This window comes from Labrys sp. ALF-8, assembly GCF_059699065.1.
In genome coordinates, this window is sequence record NZ_AP048537.1 from 566,502 (window position 1) to 585,000 (window position 18,499).

Genomic DNA, 18,499 nt, shown 5'->3' on the forward strand with positions numbered 1-18,499 from the left:
CGGCGCCTGTGCCGGAGAGCCACGCGGCCCTACTGATGGACACCATGGCCTTTGCGACAGCAACGACCGTTTAACACTGATCAAACTCGCCGCTTCGAGCTTCCCCGCAGGTCAGAGGTTCGTCAGCCCACGCGAATTGCTCGCAGTGGCTTTTCGAGGCGCACTGCGGCCGCTCATCCAGGGCGGGAGGATGAAACGCTCGGTATTGTAGGGTTCCGGCGCGATCATCGAGAGGGGCTTTCGATGATCCTGGATCTGATAGAAAATATGCGGCATGCCGAGCGATGGGTCATGCGTGACGACCGGATAGGGTACTGCCGCCTGCCACTCCGGATGGTAGCGAATGGTACCATGCACGCTGCGGTAGATCATTCCCTTTAACGCGAAGGCAACCTTGCGATTCTGCTCAAAGTCCCCGGGCGGTCCGGAACCGCCCGCCATGGCCGCGGCAACGGCGTATTGATGCATATGACTGTAGGACTGGCAGCCAATCGTCGCGGTGGAGCCCTCACCGAAGCGGGCATTGTAGCGAGCCTCGAAGCGCTTTCCCATCTCGTCCCGCAACAGCCCGATCACTGAGGAGACGATGATGCCGGTGCTGCTCTCCTGAGCGATGTCGGTGAAAGTGCGATGCATTGCTCCATATTGGAGATAGACGATGCAATCGATTGGGTTCTCCATGAATTGCCGCTGAAAATATGCGAGATCCCCTGCATAGAAGTGCGTGTTGGCAATCACGGCGGGATGCGTTGTGCGGACCTCCGCGATGACCTCGCGCCACTGATTGGTGGGCGTCTGCACGATCTTCGGGCCAAAGCACAGCCGCCAGCCATAGTCGGACGCCGCGTTGGCCATCGACTGTGCAATGACGATACTATAAGGCTTTGAACCGGAAATGATTGCGAGCCGATCGGAATTCGGCGTCCACTGGCCAGAATCTCTCAACCATGAGATGAATTTGATGAAGCCGGGACCATACCAATAGTCGGCCGGATCGGCCATGAAACAGCCGAAATAGCGATCGGGATCGCTCATGACCGTGTCGTGGTGCTGAAGCAGCGTATTGGCATGGATGTAAATGATGCCGGCATCCGCAATCGGTTCGTACTCGGAATTTTGTGGCCCGATATTATAGCCGTTGATGATCGCGTGAACTTGGTGTTTCTCGATTAGCCTACGCGCGGCAGCGACCACTTCCTCCGCCGTTTGTCTGCAGGTATCGGCGAAGATCGGCTGGAATTTGCGGCCGAGCAATCCGCCGCGTGCATTCAATTCCTCAACGGCGAGAATCATGCCTTTACGAAACTCTGCGCCGTCGGCGGCGGAAGGTCCCGTCAACGGGACCATGCTTCCGATCGGAATGGTCGTCTGGTCGCCTGTCAATTTAGCTCCCCTCGGATGGCAATTTGGACTTCGGTCCCGATCGTGAGATGAGCTTGAGCCCGATATTACGCAAACTGCGGGTCTCAGAACCGGGATATCCGCTACCTCTTTGATTTCTGGCGTGGTTTTGATCTCGATGGTCGCTCCTGACGCCATATCGCAATGTTAACTTCGAAATCACCACGCCAGGTTCAGGTTAATCCTGGCTCGAACAAGAGATTGTGCATCAAGACTCGAAGCCTCGGAGGGCTGACTGGCTTGATCAGGACTGGGAGATTCGCCTCACGTATGCTCTGGAGGACGCGCGGCTCGGCGTCCGCCGTCACGATCATCGCCGGCGTATCGGCGCCGAATTCGTGCCGCAACGCCCGTACGACGTCGATGCCGGTTCGGCTCTTGAGATTGTAGTCGGCAACGATCAGGCGGACCGACAGCCCGCCGTGAGCGAGCTCCGCGGCCTCTGCTTCACCCGACGCCGCATGCACTTCGATCCCCCAGCGCTGAAGCAGCTGCGTCATGCTCCGACGCAGGATATCGTCGTCCTCCACCAGAAGAACCGGTGTGCCCACGAACTCGCCCGCCACCGTCTCACTGATTTCGACGCCGCTTCCCTCGCTGTGCCAGATGTTTCCGAGCGGTACGGAGACTGAGAATATCGACCCCCTGCCGACTTTGGAGCGAAGCTGCACGGGGTGTTCGAGTAACTCGGCTAGGCGCTTGACGATATTCAGCCCGAGACCAAGGCCGCTCTTTTTCCCCCGCGGCTCCTCCGCCGCGCGGAAGAATTCATCGAACACACGTTCTTGATCAGCTTCACGGATTCCTCGGCCTGTATCGATCACCTCGATACGCAGTCCCCGTTCTTCTTTACGGCATCCGATGAGCACCGTTCCAACTTCCGTATAGCGGATCGCATTCGCGACGAAATTCGACAGGATGCGTTCCAGCAGCGCGCGGTCCGTTGCAACCGTTCCACGTGGGACCACAAAGCGCAGCTTCAGCCCCTTCTCCTCGGCTTGGTGACGGAATTGGATATCAAGGCGCTCAAACAATTGAGAAAGCTGAAAACTCGTGACGCGCGGTTGGATTCGACCCGCGTCAAGCTGACCGATCTGCAGCAACGCCCCGAGCAGATCCTCCATGATGAGCGCTGCAACACTCATAGCATGAAGCATCTCGGCGCGAAGCGCCTCATCCTCTTCCCGCATGCAACTGTAAATGAGGATCTTCAGCGATGCTAAAGGCTGCCGGAGATCATGGTTTGCGGCACGTAAAAAGCGCGATTTTGCTTCGTCGGTGGCCTCGGCACTCTCCTTGGCCTCGCGCAGTGCTTGCTCGTTCCGTTTGATCGTCGTTACATCCGAGTAAATGGCGGACATGCCGCCGTCGCGCGTCGGACGTTGGGACACATTCATCACGGTCCCGGCCGCCAGGACATAGTCGACCGACTTCTCCCGGCCAAAATCGCTTGCTTCGCTCTCAATCCAAATGTCGGGCTCAGTCAAGACGAGTTCACGCGATTGCGCGACCCTGGCTATGAAGTCGTCGAATTGCTCGCCAGGCATGGGCGTTACGTCGAGGCTGCGCCTCAGCGTCTCGTTGATATAGGCGAGCGTGCGGTCGGACGCCCAAATCGCGATCCCGTTGGGTAGAGCATCAAGCCCGGCGCGGATCGTGTCGTCGAGTGGGCCCACCGAGCGATCCTCTGCCGGGTCGTCAGCCACGTTCCGAAGCCGCAGGCGTGCCGTAGTGGCTTATGGCGTAGTGCACGGCTTCGGAGCGGTCGCGCATATTCAGTTTCTTCATGACGTTGCCGAGGTGGACACGAATGGTTTGGCTCGACAAGTCGAGCTCGTCGGCGATCCGCTTCACCGAGTAGCCTTGCCCCAAGAGCAGCAGCACGTCCTTTTCCCGCAAGGTAAGGCTGTCGGCGTCGCGTTCGGGCACGGAAGGAGTGGGTGGTGCAGGCGGGGAGACGGACCTTGCCGGCGACGTGGAGCGTTCGAGAATCTTTCGCGGAAACGAAACTTCCCCCGCCAATACGCGTTCGAGTGCCCGCTCGACCTCCGGTCCGCCTGCGGACTTGGGGATGTAGCCGATGACTCCCTGTTCAAGAGATCGCATGACGTGCTCAACGTCCTCATGCACGGAAATAACGACGACCGGCACGTCCGAGAAGGAGGCGCGTAAACGGCGAAGTCCATCGAATTCCTCAAACCCCGGCATGACCAGATCGACAAGCATGAGATCGATGTCCGGGTGCCGATGCAAAATTGCTTCCGCCTGGGCGAAGGTCTCAGCCTCGAAAACGTCTAGCGTCTCTTGAAGACGACGCATGACCTGTTTGAGAGATTCTCGCACGATCCAATGGTCATCGGCGATTAGTATCTTCATATGAGCATGTGCCGCATTTTAGATGCAATAAGGGGAACGAGGGTCGCATTACCTCGCGTTCGCGTAGCCTTATCTCCCAATTGCACACCTCTTTCCAGAGCCTGGAAGAATGATCCCCCACAATCTTTGTCAATTGTGGAACAAACTAATCGAAACGTCTAGATTAAAATCGGCACTTCGACGGATCTCATGCCCCCATATCCAGGGATTGTAGGATATTTTTGATCGCTCCAATCTGCCTAGTGGAACCGCCAGAATGGTCGCCAATCTCGCTTAATGCTTATTATATAGGCCGTTTCTGCCCAGATCACTCGCCTCTTGCACAGCAAGAAAGCAATCGAAGGCCGCCCTGCAGGGAAACATTTCTGCCTATAGAGAAAGTGATTGACGGTTCGCGCGCTCCTATCATAGCATCTAGATGTCGCGGCGGCGCCACTGCGAATTTCGATTAAATCGCTGCTCTAGCGATCCATCCATCGCTGTCTCAGGGGAGACTGGACCCATGGACTTCACGCGTCGCAGCTTGCTTGCAAGCGCCGCCGCTGCCACCGCAGCACTCGCCATCCCGAATATCGTCACCTCCAGCAAAGCTTATGCGGCGCCTTTGAAAAAAGGCGAACCGCTCAAGGTCGGTTTGCTGTTCTCGATAACCGGCGCGCTTGCAGTGCCGGAAGAGGACTCCACACTTGTCCTTCAATATGCCTTCGACGAAATCAACAAGAATGGCGGCGTCGCCGGCGTACCAGTCGAACCGGTAATCGTCGACGCAAAGTCGGATTTTAACGTATATTCCGAAAAAACTAAGGAACTTATTCTCCGAGACAAGGTCATAGCACTCTTTGGTTGTTATACGTCGGCTAGCAGAAAGGCGATATTGCCGACGGTAATGCAAAGAAATCACCTGTTATATTACCCAACATGCTACGAAGGTGCGGAGTGTACACAGAATACCATTTGTACAGGTCCGCTCGCCAACCAGCACTCGAAGGATCTCATTCCCTTCATGGTTGAAAAGTTCGGCAAGAAAGTCTTCTTCGTCGGCTCGAACTATGTGTGGCCGAAGGAATCGAACAAGAATGCCAAGGTCTGGCTGGAAAAGGCCGGCGGCGAGCTTCTTGGCGAGGAGTACATCCCGCTTGGGAGTTCCGAGTTCGGACCTGTGCTCGGCAAAATTCGTGACGCGAAGCCGGACTTTATCTTCTCGACCGTGGTCGGTGCGTCTGACATCGCTTTCCACAAGCAGTTCAAGCAGGAAGGCTTCAAGGTCGACGAGATGCCGATTGCCTCGCTGACGACGGGCGAGATCGAAACCCGGGCCATGGGTGCCGAATTCGGAGCCGGTCATTTCCTCTCGGCGCCATACTTCCAGACTCTCGACAATCCGACCAACAACAAGTTCGTCGAAGGCTTCCTCAAGAGCAAATACGGCAAGAACGGCGTCACCCACTACAACATGGAAGAAACTTATCTCTCGGCCTATGTCTTCAAGGCAGGCTTCGAGAAGGCCGCAGCTGCCGTCGGCTTCGAAAACGTTACGCCGCGAGCAATCCGCGACAACTCCGGTGGTATCCGCATTGAGGACGCGATCTCCCCGGAAGGTCTGATCTGGATCGACGAGAATAACTTCAACACCTGGCTCAAGCCCAAGATCGGCCAGTGCCAGGCCGATGGCACCTTCAAGGTGGTAAAGGCATCGGACGCCCAAGTCGCACCGGATCCGTACTCGATCTATCCAGACGCAGGCGTCTGCACCAAGGATGGCCTGAAGGCGCCTGACGGCAAAGTCCGCACCAGCGTCATCTGATGTCGTTCGATTCCGCGCCGCGTTAGTGGCGCGGAATCCCTATTGCCATATCGGCGTTCGTGGCCAGACCAAAAATGGCGACGGACGTTCAGAACTCGAGTGGATGATGAGACGATGGATCTTGGCTCACTCCTCAACGCCGTAATTCTCGGCGTGAGCATTGCCAGTATCTGGCTGATTGCGGCGCTAGGGCTGACGATCATCTATGGCACCGTCGGCGTCATCAACATGGCGCATGGCGAGTTCATCATGCTAGGTGCCTACAGCTCCTATATGCTGCAGTCCTATTTCGGCCTGCCGTATCCGCTATGCATTCCGGCCTCCTTCGTTATCGTAGCAGCGATCGGACTCGTACTGGAACGGGGATTGATACGCTACCTCTACAATAGGCCGCTCGATACGCTCCTGGCCACCTATGGCGTATCGCTGGTCCTCATGCAGGGTGTACGCCTGATCTTTGGCAGTGATCCGAAATATCTTGCCGTCTCACCGATCTTTTCGACGACTATTTCGATTGGCATTGCCTCGATCTCGACCTTTCGGGTCATTATCCTGGCCGTCACGGCCCTGCTTATTTTCGCGCTCTGGCTCCTGTTCTACAAGACGCGCTTCGGCGTCCAGGTTCGCGCGGTGATGCAAAACAAGGAGATGGCCGCCTCCTTCGGCATCAATGCCGGCCGCGTCTACATGCTGACCTTCGCGCTCGGCGCCGGCCTGGCCGGTGTTGCCGGATCACTGTTCGGCGTGCTTGCGATCGTGCTGCCAACCATGGGCTCAAGCTATGTCGTGCAGGCCTTTTTGATGGTTGTCGTCGGCGGCGGGTCTCTTGCTGGCTCCATTGCGGCGAGCGGCGTCACCGGCGAGTTGCAATCAGTGCTCGCCCTTTTTTCAAATGATACCCTCGCCCGCTTTGTCATCTTTGTGCTGATCGTCGTTTTCCTCTGGTTCCGTCCGCAAGGCTTGTTCGCGCAAGCAGGCACCAGACGATGAATAACGGCCCAGATCTTCGGAAACCCACGAAAAGAGCCCGATGACCCGATGGGAAACCTCTACCATAACAAGACCGCACAATGGATCACCTACGCGGTATTCTTCGCGATGCTCGCCATTGTTCCGATAGTGGTCACGGACTCCTTCCTGCTGAACCAACTGGCGACCTATGGTGTCTGCGGCATGCTGGCTCTGTCTATCAGCTTGTGCTGGGGCTTCGGTGGCATCCTGAACCTCGGACAAGGCATTGCGTTCGGTCTAGGCGCCTACGGCATGGCGATGACGATGCAGATGCAGGCGCAGGACGCGTCCAATCCGATTCCGCCCTTCATGCTGAACAACAGCCTCAACCACCTGCCATGGTTCTGGGAGCCGTTCTCGAATACGGCCCTCGGTATCCTCCTCGCGGTTGCGATACCGACCCTATTCTGCGCCGTCTTCGGCGGCATCATGTTCCGGGCGCGGGTATCGGGGCCCTTCTTCGCGATCATGACACTTGCGATGTTGTCGGCCTTCTACACGATCATCCTCGATCGCCAGCCTTATACCGGCGGCGTCAATGGCATAACGCCGCCCTCGCCGCTTCAGATCAGTGGCGTGGAAATCGACCCTTACAGCCCGACCGCGTATTGGATCGTGTTCGGCTTGTTGTCGGGCGCAACGGTAATCGCCAAGCTTCTCACCCAGAGCGCGTTCGGTCTCGTCACCCAAGCGATCCGCGATGATGCCGAGCGCGTCCGGTTCCTGGGCTATAGCGTCGCGGGCTACGAGACGGTGATCTATACGATTTCGGGCATGATTGCGGCGATCGCAGGGTGCTGCCTTGTCATGCTCGTACAGTATGTATCGCCCGCCCAGCTCGACGTCGGCTACAGCCTTTCGATCGTGATATGGGCTGCAATCGGCGGGCGGCTGTCGCTGCTCGGCTCGATGATAGGCGCATTTCTGATCCAGGGTGCGCAAAGCTATCTCGGCGACACCTTCCTCACGACCTGGCTGCTGATCCTTGGGGGCTTCTTCATTCTTGTCGTCCGCTTCCTGCCAAACGGTCTCGCCAGTCTGGTCGAAGCTGCGCTGGGCCTGCTTTCGGCTGCACAGAAAAGTGCCCCTACCAGCGAGCCGAACGGCGACTCCAAGTCGATGCCGGCGGAATAGGGAGGAACACGATGCCCGGACTTCTCGAAATCCGCCACCTGTCGAAGAGCTTCGAGGCTACCAAAGTCATCAACGACTTCAGCATGGAAGTCGTCGAAGGCACCTTATGTTGTCTGGTCGGCCCAAACGGCGCGGGGAAGACCACAACGTTGGACCTCATTACCGGCCGCATCAAGCCGACCTCGGGTGAGATCTTGTTTGCCGGTGAGGACATCACTGCCAAGACCGAGCATCTCATCGCGCGCGCCGGCATCGGACGCAAATTCCAGGTTCCGGCCGTACTGCGCAACCTTACCGTCCGCCAGAACTTGGAGGTTGCGTATAGTCGGCAGACCAACCCATTCTGGAACCTTTTGAAGTTCCACAAAGCGGGCTTGAGGGAGAAGCTCGACGAGATTGCGACGCTCGCAAGCCTTACCCATCGCCTGAATGAACGCGCCGGGATCCTTTCTCACGGCGAGACCCAGTGGCTGGAAATCGGCATGGTGCTGATGCAACAGCCACGACTTCTGCTGATGGACGAGCCCATAGCGGGCATGACCGAGAACGAGATTGAGAAGACCGCCCGCATCTTCCGGGATTTGCGCAAGACAGCGACCCTCGTCGTCGTAGAACACGACATGGGCTTTGTTCGCGAGATCGCGGACATCGTCACAGTCATGCACATGGGATCGCTGCTAGCTCATGGCTCAATCAAGGATATTGAAGCCAATTCCCGCGTCCGCGACGTCTATCTCGGCGAGAAGGAGGCTGCATGAGCCCGGTACTCACTTTCGACAACGTCACATCCTACTACGGTGCGACCCGCATCCTCAAGGACTTCTCCTTCGCGATAAAAAAGGGGCAATGTCTTTGCGTTCTCGGTCGCAATGGCGTCGGCAAGACGACGTTGATGCGCACCATCATGGGGCTGACCTCTCGCTCAACAGGCGCAATCAGAATTAACAGCACGGAGATCGGCGGCAAGCCGCCGCACCAGCGCGCTACTTACGGGCTCGGCTACGTTCCCCAAGGGCGCGGCATCCTTTCGGATTTCACTGTACGCGAGAACATTCTACTCGGCACCTTTGCCCGCACCGACAAGGTCTCCGATATTCCGGAGATCTGCCTGAAGATATTCCCCTATCTCAAGGAGAATCTCGATCGGCGCGCCGGCCTGCTTTCCGGCGGCCAGAAGCAGCAGCTGGCCATCGCCCGCGCCCTCGCCGTGAACCCTCAGATCCTGCTGCTCGACGAGCCAACCGAAGGCATCCAGCCCAACATTGTTCACGAAATCGGTGAAATCCTGAAAATGCTCAACAAGGAGCACGGTATCAGCCTGCTTTTGACCGAACAGCACATAAAGGTCGCTCGTAAGCTCGGCGATGCCTTCATCATGGTTGATAATGGCCGCGTCGTCGCCCGCGGACCGATCGAAGAAATGACAGACGAACTAGTTGAACGCCATCTAACCATCTAGATATATAGATTTTTCATCTAATAATTTTATCTGAACACATTGACCCATCACCAATTTCGCGATAACCTAGAAGTAATAAAAAAGTAAATCTCGCCACAATTCAGTCGGAGTGGCCATAAAATACTTTTTTATTATTTCAATAAACTGCCACCAAGACTGATTTAATTCAGAGAGGACCGAAATGATCTCAATTCCGAAGAAAGGCACGCACGAGCGCGAAGCTATGATCAAGGAACATAGAGAATGCGTCGACTCGATGAAGGGCGTCGCCGGATTTTCCGTCCTGAAGTGCGCGACGCCTGGCGATACCACGGTCGTCACAGGAGGGGTGCACGAGCACCCTGACCTGCGCCGCGTGTTGCTGCGCATGCGCGGTGAGTCCCCTAAAGGCAAGCTGGTCGTAATCTGCACCAAAGTCGATGCCGAGTGGCGCATTGGCCGACTGTCCGGCATCCGTGGAGTGCCCCCCGAACTCGTCAACGATAGGGTCTATACTGACGAACAGGAGATCCAGCATGACATCTTTCTGATGCGGCTGGACGAACTGCCGGAAAATGCCGGCATGCCCGAACATTATCACGAGGGCTGGAAGCACAGAGACGATAACTGGCCTGTGACCTGAATCGTCCCCTTCCAACCTACGCGGTCCAAGCCGCTTGATTCCGATCCTGATGAGCGGCCACCGCGCCGAGTGGCTAGTTGTTGCCGCTCGCCCCCTGTCGAAATTCTGGAGAAAACGCGATGTGCGCCATGCGGCTGACCGGCTACGCCGACAAATTCGGTGTCCACCCCGGCGACAAGATCAAATTCTATGTCAATTGCGACGGCCCGACTGAGTACAAGGCCGAGATCGTCCAGATGATCCACGGCGACACGAACCCCCGCGGCCCAGGCTTTATCGAGAAGTCAATAGAATCCGACATTGCCGGCCCTTACAAAGGCCGCAAACAGATTATCCACAGTGGCTCCTATGGTTATGTCGAGGATGCCCCACAGTTTCACATCGAGAGTTTTACACTCCAGTGCTGGATCTGGCCGACCACACCCAAGACACATCCGCGCTATTGGAAGCACGGAGCTCAAGGCCTGGTAACCAAATGGACAAATGGCAGAGGGTACGGCCTCTTCATCAATGAAGAGGGCCAGATCGAGCTGCGCATCAATGAGCATAAAATCACGACGGGCGTACCGATCCGGGATCACGCCTGGCACTTCGTCGCTGCGACTTTCGACGCCGCAACCGGCGAAGTGGTGCTGTATCACGAACCGCAGATCGTTTATGCGCTCGATCCGGTCATCGAGCCGATAAAGACCATGCTCAAGACCAAGATCGTCCACACTTCCGCCCCGATCGCGCTCGCGGCCTATGTCGAGAAGATGGACGATGACCCTCTGGCCGATTCCTCGCTGCCAGCCGGTGTCTGGTTTACCGGCAAGTACAATGGCAAGATCGACAGCCCCCGCATCTGCAAGCGCGCACTCAACCGCTTCGAGATCGAGCAGATGAAGGCAGGCGCACAGCCTGGTCTCACCGAGCGTCGCAATTCAGGACCCACTGGCGATCTTTCCAGCGTCATCGTCGCCGCCTGGGACTTCTTCGACGGCATCAGCACCATCGTCGCCAAGGATAACGGTCCCTACCGTTTCGACGCCACGCTGGTGAACTGCCCGACCCGCGCACTCACCGGCTACAACTGGGGCGGCGTCAATTTTGACTGGAAACATGCCGAAAAGGAATATGGCGCGATCCACTTCCACGACGATGACGTCGATAATGCCCGCTGGAAAGCGGATATTACTTGGACCGTTCCTGAAAAGATCAAGAGCCGTTTCTATGCGCTGAAGATCACTACAGCCGAGGGCGACGAGGACTACATCCCGTTCTGGGTCGTGTGCCGGGTCGGCCAGGAGCAGTCCAAGATTGCGATGATGGTGCCGACCATCAGCTACATGGCCTATGCCAACGAGCACGTGGCCTGCAACGCCGGTGGCGCGGAATTGTTCGTCTATCGCGTGCCGATCATGCAGCACCAGAACATGTTTCTGGCCGAGCACCGGGAATATGGTGGCTCGATCTACGATACCCACACCGACGGTTCCGGTATCTGCCTGTCCTCGCGGCTGCGTCCAATCCTGTCGATCCGGCCAAAATACGACCACTTTCTCGCGCAGGCGCCCTGGCAATATCCCGCCGATCTCCACCTCATCTATTGGCTGGAGACGTTGGGCTATGAATACGACGTCATCACCGACGAGGACGTCACCTATGATGGCCTTGCCCGGCTCGAGAACTACAACGTCATCATCACCGGCTCACATCCCGAGCACAATTCGGGTACCCAACTCGATGCGCTGCACAACTATACCCAAAGGGGTGGCCGCCTGATGTATATGGGGGCTGATGCTTGGTATTGGGTGCATTCTTACCACCCGGCATATGACGACCTCGGCCGCGGCGTGCTCACCGAGATGCGGCGTTGCGAATCCGGCATCCGTACCTGGCGCGCCGAGCCTGGTGAGTACTATCATCAGGGCACCGGGGAACTCGGTGGCATGTGGCGCTATCGTGGCCGCTCGCTCTACTCGGTGGCCGGCGTCGGCATGACCAACGAAGGCTTCGACATCTCGACATATTACAGCCGTACCCCCGACAGCCTGGATCCCCGCGTCACCTGGGCCTTCGAGGGTATCAACTATGACGAACCGATCGGCAATTTCGGCCTGGTCGGCGGCGGCTGTGCCGGCCTGGAACTTGATATTGTCGACGTCACGCTGGGTTCGCCCCCGCATACTCTGGCGGTTGCCACCTCCGCTGGACGGCATACCGAGGCCTATCTTCTCGTCATGGAGGATTTTGGCTTCAACCAGCAGGGCCTTGACGGCACGACCCATCCGCGCGTGCGCGGCGACATCGCCTATCATGAAACGCCAAACGGCGGCGCGTGCTTCTCCTTCTCGTCCATCGCCTTTTGCGGCTCGCTGCCGTGGAACAACGGCGAGAACAACGTCTCCACTCTGGTGAAGAACGTGCTCGACCGCTTCTCGAAGGACGGGCCGCTGCCGCCCCCCCCGGCAGATGCGATCAAGCACCGCGGCCGCGCGGACTACGAGTCGCCTGCCCTCGCGAAGGCCTGAGCTTCGCCCGAACCACTCCCCGGGGGGCTCCCCCGGGGTAGCTCTTCCATAGCGAACAGGCGTTTCCATGCTGCATCGTCCCGACCTCGGCTACTATGATGAGGGCCACGATTTCACCAGTGCGACCTTTTACGAAGCCAGCATCGCGGCTGACGTCGAACCATCGGTGCTGCCGCCCGCGGCGTTCCGCTCCCTCACCTTTACACAGTTGGAAGATGAGGCGATCTGGACGAGGGACTGGATTTGCGTCGGCGCGCACGAGGCGATCCCAGGCATCGGTGACCTTCTGCCTTTCACGGTCGGCACCCACGGCTTGCATGTCCAGCGCATGGAGACCGGACTTGCTGCGCGCTTCAACAAGGCCCAGCATGGCGGTTGCCGCGTCGTGCCGTTGCAATGTCAGACCGGCGCCAAGACACGTTGCTCCTTTACCTCTTGCGGCTACAGCCGCGACCGCGCTGCCATTCCCGCCGGCGAGCTCGGCGACGGCACGCCGCAGATGCACCAATATCTGGGCCTCAGGCCCGAGCGCCTGCTCACCGCCCATGTGCGCAGTTGGGGACCTCTGATCTTCGTCAATCTCGACGTCCGTCCGCCCGACATCGACGATATGCTGTGTCGGTTGAACCGCGCCGGCGCCTTCTTCGGCAACCACAAACGGATCCACCGCCCGGAACAGTGGATCGAGCTCGAAGCCAACTGGAAGCTCCTCGCCCAGCACCTCAGCGCAGGCACCACCGTCGAGGAAGACGCCGAGCGAGGCCTCCTGCTCGCACGCACCGTTCTTTCCGACGGTCGTGAAGCGCGCACTGCCTGGCTGTTTCCAAACCTCGTGTTCATCGCAACCGACACCGAAACTTGCGCGGTTGTGCTGCAACCGACCGCAATCGACCAGACGCTCTGCCGTGTCCTTGTCTATGGCGAGGGCACGAATAACGACGCCTTCTGGCAGGCCGAGATCGCCATACGCGCTGCCAGCGCCGAACAAGAGCACGTCGAGACAGCGCGCTGGGCGACCGGCTCCCGCCCCGACACGATCGGCGCGCCGCTGCCGCGCCAGACACACCCGCAGGGGATCTTCCTCCAGCGAACTCTCGCCGGTCGCGTGCGGCGGATGTCCGGTCAGGAGATCGCGATGCCCCTCTTCCAAAATCCGAGGATGTGACGCCGTGCTATCGCTGCATATCGAGGTCGGGAATGCCGGCATGCTGGCCGATGCCATCGCCGCCTACAAAGAGGGTGCCTTCGAGACGGCCTTCGAGCGTTTGCTGGCGCTAGCCGAGGCGGGCGATCCCGACGCCAGCATGTGGCTGGGCACCATGTACGCCCATGGCGACGGCGTTCCGACATCCCTCGCCGACGCCTTCCGCTGTTACCTCGTCGCCGCCGAGGCCGGCCGCGCTCCGGCGCAGACCAATATCGGCGCCATGCTGGCGATGGGCCAAGGCGTGCCGCAAGATACGGCCGCTGGTGCCGCATGGCTGGAGAGGGCCGCCGAACAGGGCGACATTTTCGCCCAATACAACCTCGCGACCTTGCTTTCAAAGGGAGAAGGCATCGCCCGCGACGAGGCTGGGGCGGCCCGATGGTACCGAGCTGCGGCCGAAGCCGGACACTACCCCTCCCAGGCGCGGCTTGGCTTCGCCTATCTCAACGGCATCGGCGTTGGGAAGGATCGCGTCGAGGCCTTCGTGTGGTTCTCTCTCGCCGCTCAGCATGGCATCGGCAGTGCCCTGAATGCGCTTGAGGGCGTCGTTGGGCAGATGTCGGTCGAAGAAAAGCGCAAGGGCTCAGCGTTGGTGGAACGCTGGCGCTCACGTACGGCCGACACCTCACGGCTCGCCCGCATCATGCCGGCACCAGGGTAGAGCCAATGGTCTACAGCGTGCAGCAGATCAAGTTCGAGTTCCTATCCTACATCAAGGAATTCGGAGGGTCGACGAACGAGTGGCGCGTGGGCACAGGCACCGATCCTGAGGTGGAACTGTTTGAGGCGCACTCGATTGATCGAAAACAAGATATCTGGCTGTGGAAGCCAATGCTCTCGCCAGCAGCGGCGATCATCGTGCTTCGCTATTTCGTCGACAAGTTCGGCATATCCAAGGCTGAGTATTCTGCCGCCGGATCAGTTGTCTACCTATTCAGGAAGACGGAGCAGACGCTTCACAAATAGACAAGCACTCTGGCCATCATGCCAGATCACCTTCATTAGATTGCCCTGGCGCCCTCGAAAGTAAAATAGATGCCCATTGAGCGGATCACGTTTGAGCACTTCCTGCACCTGCCCGGCTAGGCTCGGAAAGCCGCGCCGCATGTCTGTGTAGCCGATGGCCAGCCACTAGGCTGCGCGGAGCAGTCATCAGCCGAATCTCCCTGAATGGCATATTTTGCGCCTTTATATTTTTGGTTTAGGTCAGCTCCTGGCATTGCTGCAACCGCGGCTGGTGTTCCCTAGTTCCTTCTGAACAGGATCATCGGCGCCCTATTCCCGATTCGCCGCGTGCCTCTATCGGTACATTGGAGTGGCAAGTCCAAGGTCGAGCACGTGATGTGCTGACCTAATAGCCTCGTACGGCTGGAAAGGTCCCGACGCCCCGTTTGCTTCAGCCCACGGAAGGGTCCGGAACTTGCATGCCTCCCCCAACGTTGCAGAGCGCCACAGGGAGAAACGCATGCATATTCGCTACGGGTTCGATATAGAAATCGACATCTCCCAGCCCACCCATCTTGTGACTTTGATGGATGTGGCCCCGGAGCGACGCGTCGACATTGTGGAAGAACGGCCTCTCTCCGTTTCGTGCGGTGTCGCTGCAGAGCTTTATACCGATGCTTTCGGCAATACCTGTCGACGCATCCAAGGGTTTCCCGGCACCGTTAGGATCATGTCGGAAGGCATCATTCAAGTTGACGGGACCCCCGATACTCTGCTCCCTTGGGCATCGGAAACACCCATCCCCGATCTGCCCTCCGACGCGCTGCCATATCTTCTGGCAAGCCGGTATTGCGAAACGGATCTTCTCATGCAGACGGCATGGGACCAGTTTGGATGGGTACAGGGAGGGTGGGCCAAGGTCCAAGCCGTTTGCGACTTCGTGCACGGCCACTTACGGTTTGACTACGGCAGCGCTCGGGCGACTCGCACTGCTGCCGACGCGATGAACGAGCAGGTGGGTGTGTGTCGCGACTTCACCCATCTCGCGGTCACACTGTGCCGGTGTCTCAACATTCCCGCTCGCTACTGCAACGGCTACCTCGGCGACATCGGTGTACCACCCGATCCGGCGCCGATGGACTTCAACGCCTGGTTCGAAGCCTATCTCGGCGGGCAGTGGTACACGTTCGATGCTCGTCACAACATGCCGCGTATTGGACGCATCCTGGTCGCTCGAGGACGTGACGCTATGGACATACCCATGCTCCACACGTTCGGCCCTCACAATCTCCGAAAGTTCCTGGTGATTACGGAGCAGATCGCGAGCGATAAATCGTTCAGCTAGCGAGCCGGCTAGCAAACGGAACAAACCGAACCAGCATCGGTTTGCCTTGCATGTGGTATTGGCTGTGGTCCTTCCGTCGGTGATCGAGGCCATTTTGCGTCCCGCCGATCCCCTTGGGGAGTTTCTTTCGGAATTCGCCGCTCGCTACAGTCCCCCCTCGTCCCAGCGAACCGGGATGCTCACTTCCGGGGCGCAACTCGACATCGTCGCGAGCAAGCTCAGGGATGCCGGATATCCGGACATCTATCTCTTCGATTTGCCAGGCCCCGTCGAGGACGTCCATGTCGTACGCGCGCTGGTCCCAGGTCTCCGTGCCTTCGTTGAAGACGGCGTATCGGATATCACCTTGGAGGATCTGATCGGCGCGGCTCCGTGAGGTCCCCGCGAGCATCTCCCAATTGGCGCCGCGCAAACGCAAAAACCCCCGCCATTTTGGGGGCGGGGGTTTTTTGCAGGGAACGTTGGTTGCGGGGGCAGGATTTGAACCTGCGGCCTTCAGGTTATGAGCCTGACGAGCTACCGGGCTGCTCCACCCCGCGTTGAGGTAATGTGCGCTGTGCTTGACGGGCGTCGGGACGAAGGACGCGCTTGTTACGCCGCGGTGGCGTCGTCGAGTTTTGCGCAAGTGACCGGACATTGTGTCCGAAGGGTTTGGTTGTTTGTTTTCATGGTGATGCGAGATTGTCTTTGGCAGGCCTGGCAACGACCTACTCTCCCAGGTCTTGAGACATAGTACCATCGGCGCTGAGGAGTTTAACGGCCGAGTTCGGGATGGGATCGGGTTGAGGCTCCTCGCTAGTGCCACCAGGCCGGCGAAAGACAATTGAAGCCGTCGCGATTTGCATCTGCAAACCGTCGACAATGCGCAGTGACAACTCCGCGGGGGTTGCCCGCAGGGTCTGTCACGAGAAGCGCATAAGATGGTCCTTGCGATCCCGAAGGGATCGTTACGCGTGACCGCATCGACATGGTTTCATGCCGCGATAAGGTCACTTTGTCTCACATTGTGTGAGTATCGATAAATGAGAGCGATCAAGCCGATCAAGCTATTAGTACCGGTAAGCTGCACGGATCACTCCGCTTCCACACCCGGCCTATCAACGTGGTGGTCTACCACGGCTTTCGAGGGAGAACTCATCTTGAGGTGGGTTTCCCGCTTAGATGCCTTCAGCGGTTATCCCGACCGTACATAGCTACCCTGCACTGCGGCTGGCGCCACAACAGGTCCACCAGAGGTACGTCCATCCCGGTCCTCTCGTACTAAGGACAGATCCTCTCAATTCTCCTACGCCCACGCCAGATAGGGACCAAACTGTCTCACGACGTTTTGAACCCAACTCACGTACCACTTTAATCGGCGAACAGCCGAACCCTTGGGACCTTCTCCAGCCCCAGGATGTGATGAGTCGACATCGAGGTGCCAAACGATTCCGTCGATATGGACTCTTGGGAATCATCAGCCTGTTATCCCCGGCGTACCTTTTATTCGTTGAGCGATGGCCGTTCCACAACGGACCACCGGATCACTATGGCCGACTTTCGTCTCTGCTCGACTTGTCAGTCTCGCAGTCAGGCGGGCTTATGCCATTGCACTCGACGAGCGATTTCCGACCGCTCTGAGCCCACCGTCGCACGCCTCCGTTACTCTTTGGGAGGCGACCGCCCCAGTCAAACTACCCACCATACACTGTCCCGGGCCCGGATGACGGGTCGCGGTTAGACATCCATGATCGTAAGGGTGGTATTTCAAGGGTGGCTCCACCAAGGCTGGCGCCTCGGCTTCAAAGCCTACCACCTATCCTACACATGCAAGCACGAATGCCAGTGTAAAGTTATAGTAAAGGTGCACGGGGTCTTTCCGTCTAAGCGCAGGTACCCCGCATCTTCACGGGGAATTCAATTTCACTGAGTCTATGCTGGAGACAGCGGGGAGATCGTTACGCCATTCGTGCAGGTCGGAACTTACCCGACAAGGAATTTCGCTACCTTAGGACCGTTATAGTTACGGCCGCCGTTTACCGGGGCTTCGATTCAAAGCTTGCACCTCTCCTCTTAACCTTCCGGCACCGGGCAGGCGTCAGACCCTATACGTCGCCTTGCGGCTTAGCAGAGCCCTGTGTTTTTGTTAAACAGTCGCCACCCCCTAGTTTGTGCCCCTCGCCCGTGGTTGCCCACAAACGAGGCCTCCTTATCCCGAAGTTACGGAGGCAAATTGCCGAGTTCCTTCAGCATAGTTCTCTCAAGCGCCTTGGTATACTCTACCAGTCCACCTGTGTCGGTTTCGGGTACGGTCTCATGTGGGAGCTATTTCCTGGAACCTCGTGATGGCATGCTCAATCCAATAAGAACACACCACGGAAGAGATCCGTCACTACCCACTGGTCAAGGAATATTCACCTTGTTCCCATCGACTACGCTTTTCAGCCTCGCCTTAGGGGCCGACTAACCCTGCGCAGATTAACTTTACGCAGGAACCCTTGGACTTTCGGCGACAGTGTCTCTCACACTGTTTGTCGTTACTCATGCCAGCATTCGCACTTCCAATACCTCCAGGCGTCCTCACGGATCACCCTTCACAGGCCTATGGAACGCTCCGCTACCGCGCATTGCTGCGCCCACAGCTTCGGCTCGTGGCTTGAGCCCCGTTACATTTTCGGCGCAAAGACCCTTGTTTAGACCAGT

At 58.1% G+C, this 18,499-nt stretch carries 16 protein-coding genes, 1 tRNA gene and 2 rRNA genes (1 of these 19 running past the window's edge); 12 read left to right on the top strand and 7 right to left on the bottom strand.

Annotated elements, in window-relative coordinates; genetic code table 11:
- Nucleotides 1–111: 111 nt before the first annotated feature.
- The 3 genes from AC6H34_RS02710 to AC6H34_RS02720 form a co-directional block, all read right to left on the bottom strand.
- Nucleotides 112–1,383 (bottom strand): ABC transporter substrate-binding protein, encoded by a 1,272-nt coding sequence (locus AC6H34_RS02710; protein WP_497537823.1) that lies wholly within the window; start codon nucleotides 1,381–1,383, stop codon nucleotides 112–114.
- A gap of 191 nt (nucleotides 1,384–1,574) precedes the next feature.
- Entirely contained in the window at nucleotides 1,575–3,107 is a 1,533-nt protein-coding gene (locus tag AC6H34_RS02715) for a hybrid sensor histidine kinase/response regulator (protein WP_497537824.1), read from the bottom strand.
- Nucleotides 3,100–3,777 carry a response regulator gene (locus tag AC6H34_RS02720; RefSeq protein ID WP_497537825.1) on the bottom strand — a complete coding sequence of 226 codons (678 nt, stop codon included), beginning with the start codon at nucleotides 3,775–3,777 and terminating at the stop codon, nucleotides 3,100–3,102. Before AC6H34_RS02720 ends, AC6H34_RS02715 begins: the two co-directional genes overlap by 8 nt.
- Before the next feature lie 502 nt (nucleotides 3,778–4,279).
- On the opposite strand from AC6H34_RS02720, the gene AC6H34_RS02725 reads away from it, so the two are divergent.
- From AC6H34_RS02725 to AC6H34_RS02770, 10 genes are all read left to right on the top strand, one after another.
- Nucleotides 4,280–5,581 (top strand): transporter substrate-binding domain-containing protein, encoded by a 1,302-nt coding sequence (locus AC6H34_RS02725; protein ID WP_497537826.1) that lies wholly within the window; start codon nucleotides 4,280–4,282, stop codon nucleotides 5,579–5,581.
- A 114-nt stretch (nucleotides 5,582–5,695) separates the two neighbouring features.
- Nucleotides 5,696–6,571, top strand: coding sequence for an urea ABC transporter permease subunit UrtB (gene urtB / locus AC6H34_RS02730; RefSeq protein WP_497539842.1), 876 nt, complete (start codon nucleotides 5,696–5,698; stop codon nucleotides 6,569–6,571).
- 48 nt (nucleotides 6,572–6,619) lie between these two features.
- Nucleotides 6,620–7,726: an urea ABC transporter permease subunit UrtC gene (urtC, locus tag AC6H34_RS02735; protein ID WP_497537827.1), complete on the top strand. Its 1,107-nt coding sequence runs from the start codon at nucleotides 6,620–6,622 to the stop codon at nucleotides 7,724–7,726.
- Nucleotides 7,727–7,737: 11 nt separating this feature from the next.
- Entirely contained in the window at nucleotides 7,738–8,484 is a 747-nt protein-coding gene (gene urtD / locus AC6H34_RS02740) for an urea ABC transporter ATP-binding protein UrtD (RefSeq protein WP_497537828.1), read from the top strand.
- Nucleotides 8,481–9,185 (top strand): urea ABC transporter ATP-binding subunit UrtE, encoded by a 705-nt coding sequence (gene urtE, locus AC6H34_RS02745; RefSeq protein ID WP_497537829.1) that lies wholly within the window; start codon nucleotides 8,481–8,483, stop codon nucleotides 9,183–9,185. Before urtD ends, urtE begins: the two co-directional genes overlap by 4 nt.
- A 181-nt stretch (nucleotides 9,186–9,366) precedes the next feature.
- Entirely contained in the window at nucleotides 9,367–9,807 is a 441-nt protein-coding gene (locus AC6H34_RS02750; RefSeq protein ID WP_497537830.1) for a N,N-dimethylformamidase alpha subunit family protein, read from the top strand.
- A 119-nt stretch (nucleotides 9,808–9,926) separates the two neighbouring features.
- On the top strand, nucleotides 9,927–12,320 hold the full coding sequence (locus AC6H34_RS02755; RefSeq protein ID WP_497537831.1) for a N,N-dimethylformamidase beta subunit family domain-containing protein: 2,394 nt from the start codon (nucleotides 9,927–9,929) through the stop codon (nucleotides 12,318–12,320).
- A gap of 67 nt (nucleotides 12,321–12,387) precedes the next feature.
- Nucleotides 12,388–13,485, top strand: a complete 1,098-nt coding sequence (locus AC6H34_RS02760) for a Rieske (2Fe-2S) protein (RefSeq protein WP_497537832.1) — start codon at nucleotides 12,388–12,390, stop codon at nucleotides 13,483–13,485.
- A 4-nt stretch (nucleotides 13,486–13,489) separates the two neighbouring features.
- Nucleotides 13,490–14,188 carry a tetratricopeptide repeat protein gene (locus AC6H34_RS02765; protein WP_497537833.1) on the top strand — a complete coding sequence of 233 codons (699 nt, stop codon included), beginning with the start codon at nucleotides 13,490–13,492 and terminating at the stop codon, nucleotides 14,186–14,188.
- A gap of 5 nt (nucleotides 14,189–14,193) precedes the next feature.
- Complete coding sequence (locus tag AC6H34_RS02770; RefSeq protein WP_497537834.1) at nucleotides 14,194–14,493, top strand: hypothetical protein; 300 nt, start codon at nucleotides 14,194–14,196, stop codon at nucleotides 14,491–14,493.
- Here the strand turns inward: AC6H34_RS02770 and tnpB are convergent.
- A complete protein-coding gene (tnpB, locus tag AC6H34_RS02775) occupies nucleotides 14,458–14,634 on the bottom strand; it encodes an IS66 family insertion sequence element accessory protein TnpB (protein ID WP_497537835.1) in 177 nt (58 codons plus the stop codon). The two genes, AC6H34_RS02770 and tnpB, sit on opposite strands and share 36 nt — an antisense overlap.
- A 358-nt stretch (nucleotides 14,635–14,992) precedes the next feature.
- On the opposite strand from tnpB, the gene AC6H34_RS02780 reads away from it, so the two are divergent.
- The gene (locus AC6H34_RS02780) at nucleotides 14,993–15,817 is read left to right on the top strand and encodes a transglutaminase-like domain-containing protein (RefSeq protein WP_497537836.1); all 825 of its coding nucleotides are present in this window, start codon (nucleotides 14,993–14,995) and stop codon (nucleotides 15,815–15,817) included.
- A gap of 58 nt (nucleotides 15,818–15,875) precedes the next feature.
- Entirely contained in the window at nucleotides 15,876–16,193 is a 318-nt protein-coding gene (locus tag AC6H34_RS02785) for a hypothetical protein (protein WP_497537837.1), read from the top strand.
- Between the two features lie 86 nt (nucleotides 16,194–16,279).
- Here AC6H34_RS02785 and AC6H34_RS02790 read toward each other — a convergent pair.
- The 3 genes from AC6H34_RS02790 to AC6H34_RS02800 all read right to left on the bottom strand — a co-directional run.
- Nucleotides 16,280–16,356 (bottom strand) — tRNA-Met (locus AC6H34_RS02790).
- A gap of 155 nt (nucleotides 16,357–16,511) precedes the next feature.
- A 5S ribosomal RNA gene (rrf, locus tag AC6H34_RS02795) occupies nucleotides 16,512–16,626 on the bottom strand.
- A gap of 219 nt (nucleotides 16,627–16,845) precedes the next feature.
- A 23S ribosomal RNA gene (locus tag AC6H34_RS02800) occupies nucleotides 16,846–18,499 on the bottom strand (it continues 1,152 nt past the right edge of the window).

Bases quoted from the DNA above. Each gene is read 5' to 3' on its own strand.
- AC6H34_RS02750 (WP_497537830.1), top strand. From the start codon at position 9,367: ATGATCTCAATTCCGAAGAAAGGCACGCACGAGCGCGAAGCTATGATC.
- AC6H34_RS02780 (WP_497537836.1), top strand. From the start codon at position 14,993: ATGCATATTCGCTACGGGTTCGATATAGAAATCGACATCTCCCAGCCC.
- urtC (WP_497537827.1), top strand. From the start codon at position 6,620: ATGGGAAACCTCTACCATAACAAGACCGCACAATGGATCACCTACGCG.
- urtE (WP_497537829.1), top strand. From the start codon at position 8,481: ATGAGCCCGGTACTCACTTTCGACAACGTCACATCCTACTACGGTGCG.
- AC6H34_RS02755 (WP_497537831.1), top strand. From the start codon at position 9,927: ATGTGCGCCATGCGGCTGACCGGCTACGCCGACAAATTCGGTGTCCAC.
- urtB (WP_497539842.1), top strand. From the start codon at position 5,696: ATGGATCTTGGCTCACTCCTCAACGCCGTAATTCTCGGCGTGAGCATT.
- urtD (WP_497537828.1), top strand. From the start codon at position 7,738: ATGCCCGGACTTCTCGAAATCCGCCACCTGTCGAAGAGCTTCGAGGCT.
- tnpB (WP_497537835.1), bottom strand. From the start codon at position 14,634: ATGCGGCGCGGCTTTCCGAGCCTAGCCGGGCAGGTGCAGGAAGTGCTC.
- AC6H34_RS02725 (WP_497537826.1), top strand. From the start codon at position 4,280: ATGGACTTCACGCGTCGCAGCTTGCTTGCAAGCGCCGCCGCTGCCACC.
- AC6H34_RS02760 (WP_497537832.1), top strand. From the start codon at position 12,388: ATGCTGCATCGTCCCGACCTCGGCTACTATGATGAGGGCCACGATTTC.
- AC6H34_RS02770 (WP_497537834.1), top strand. From the start codon at position 14,194: ATGGTCTACAGCGTGCAGCAGATCAAGTTCGAGTTCCTATCCTACATC.
- AC6H34_RS02720 (WP_497537825.1), bottom strand. From the start codon at position 3,777: ATGAAGATACTAATCGCCGATGACCATTGGATCGTGCGAGAATCTCTC.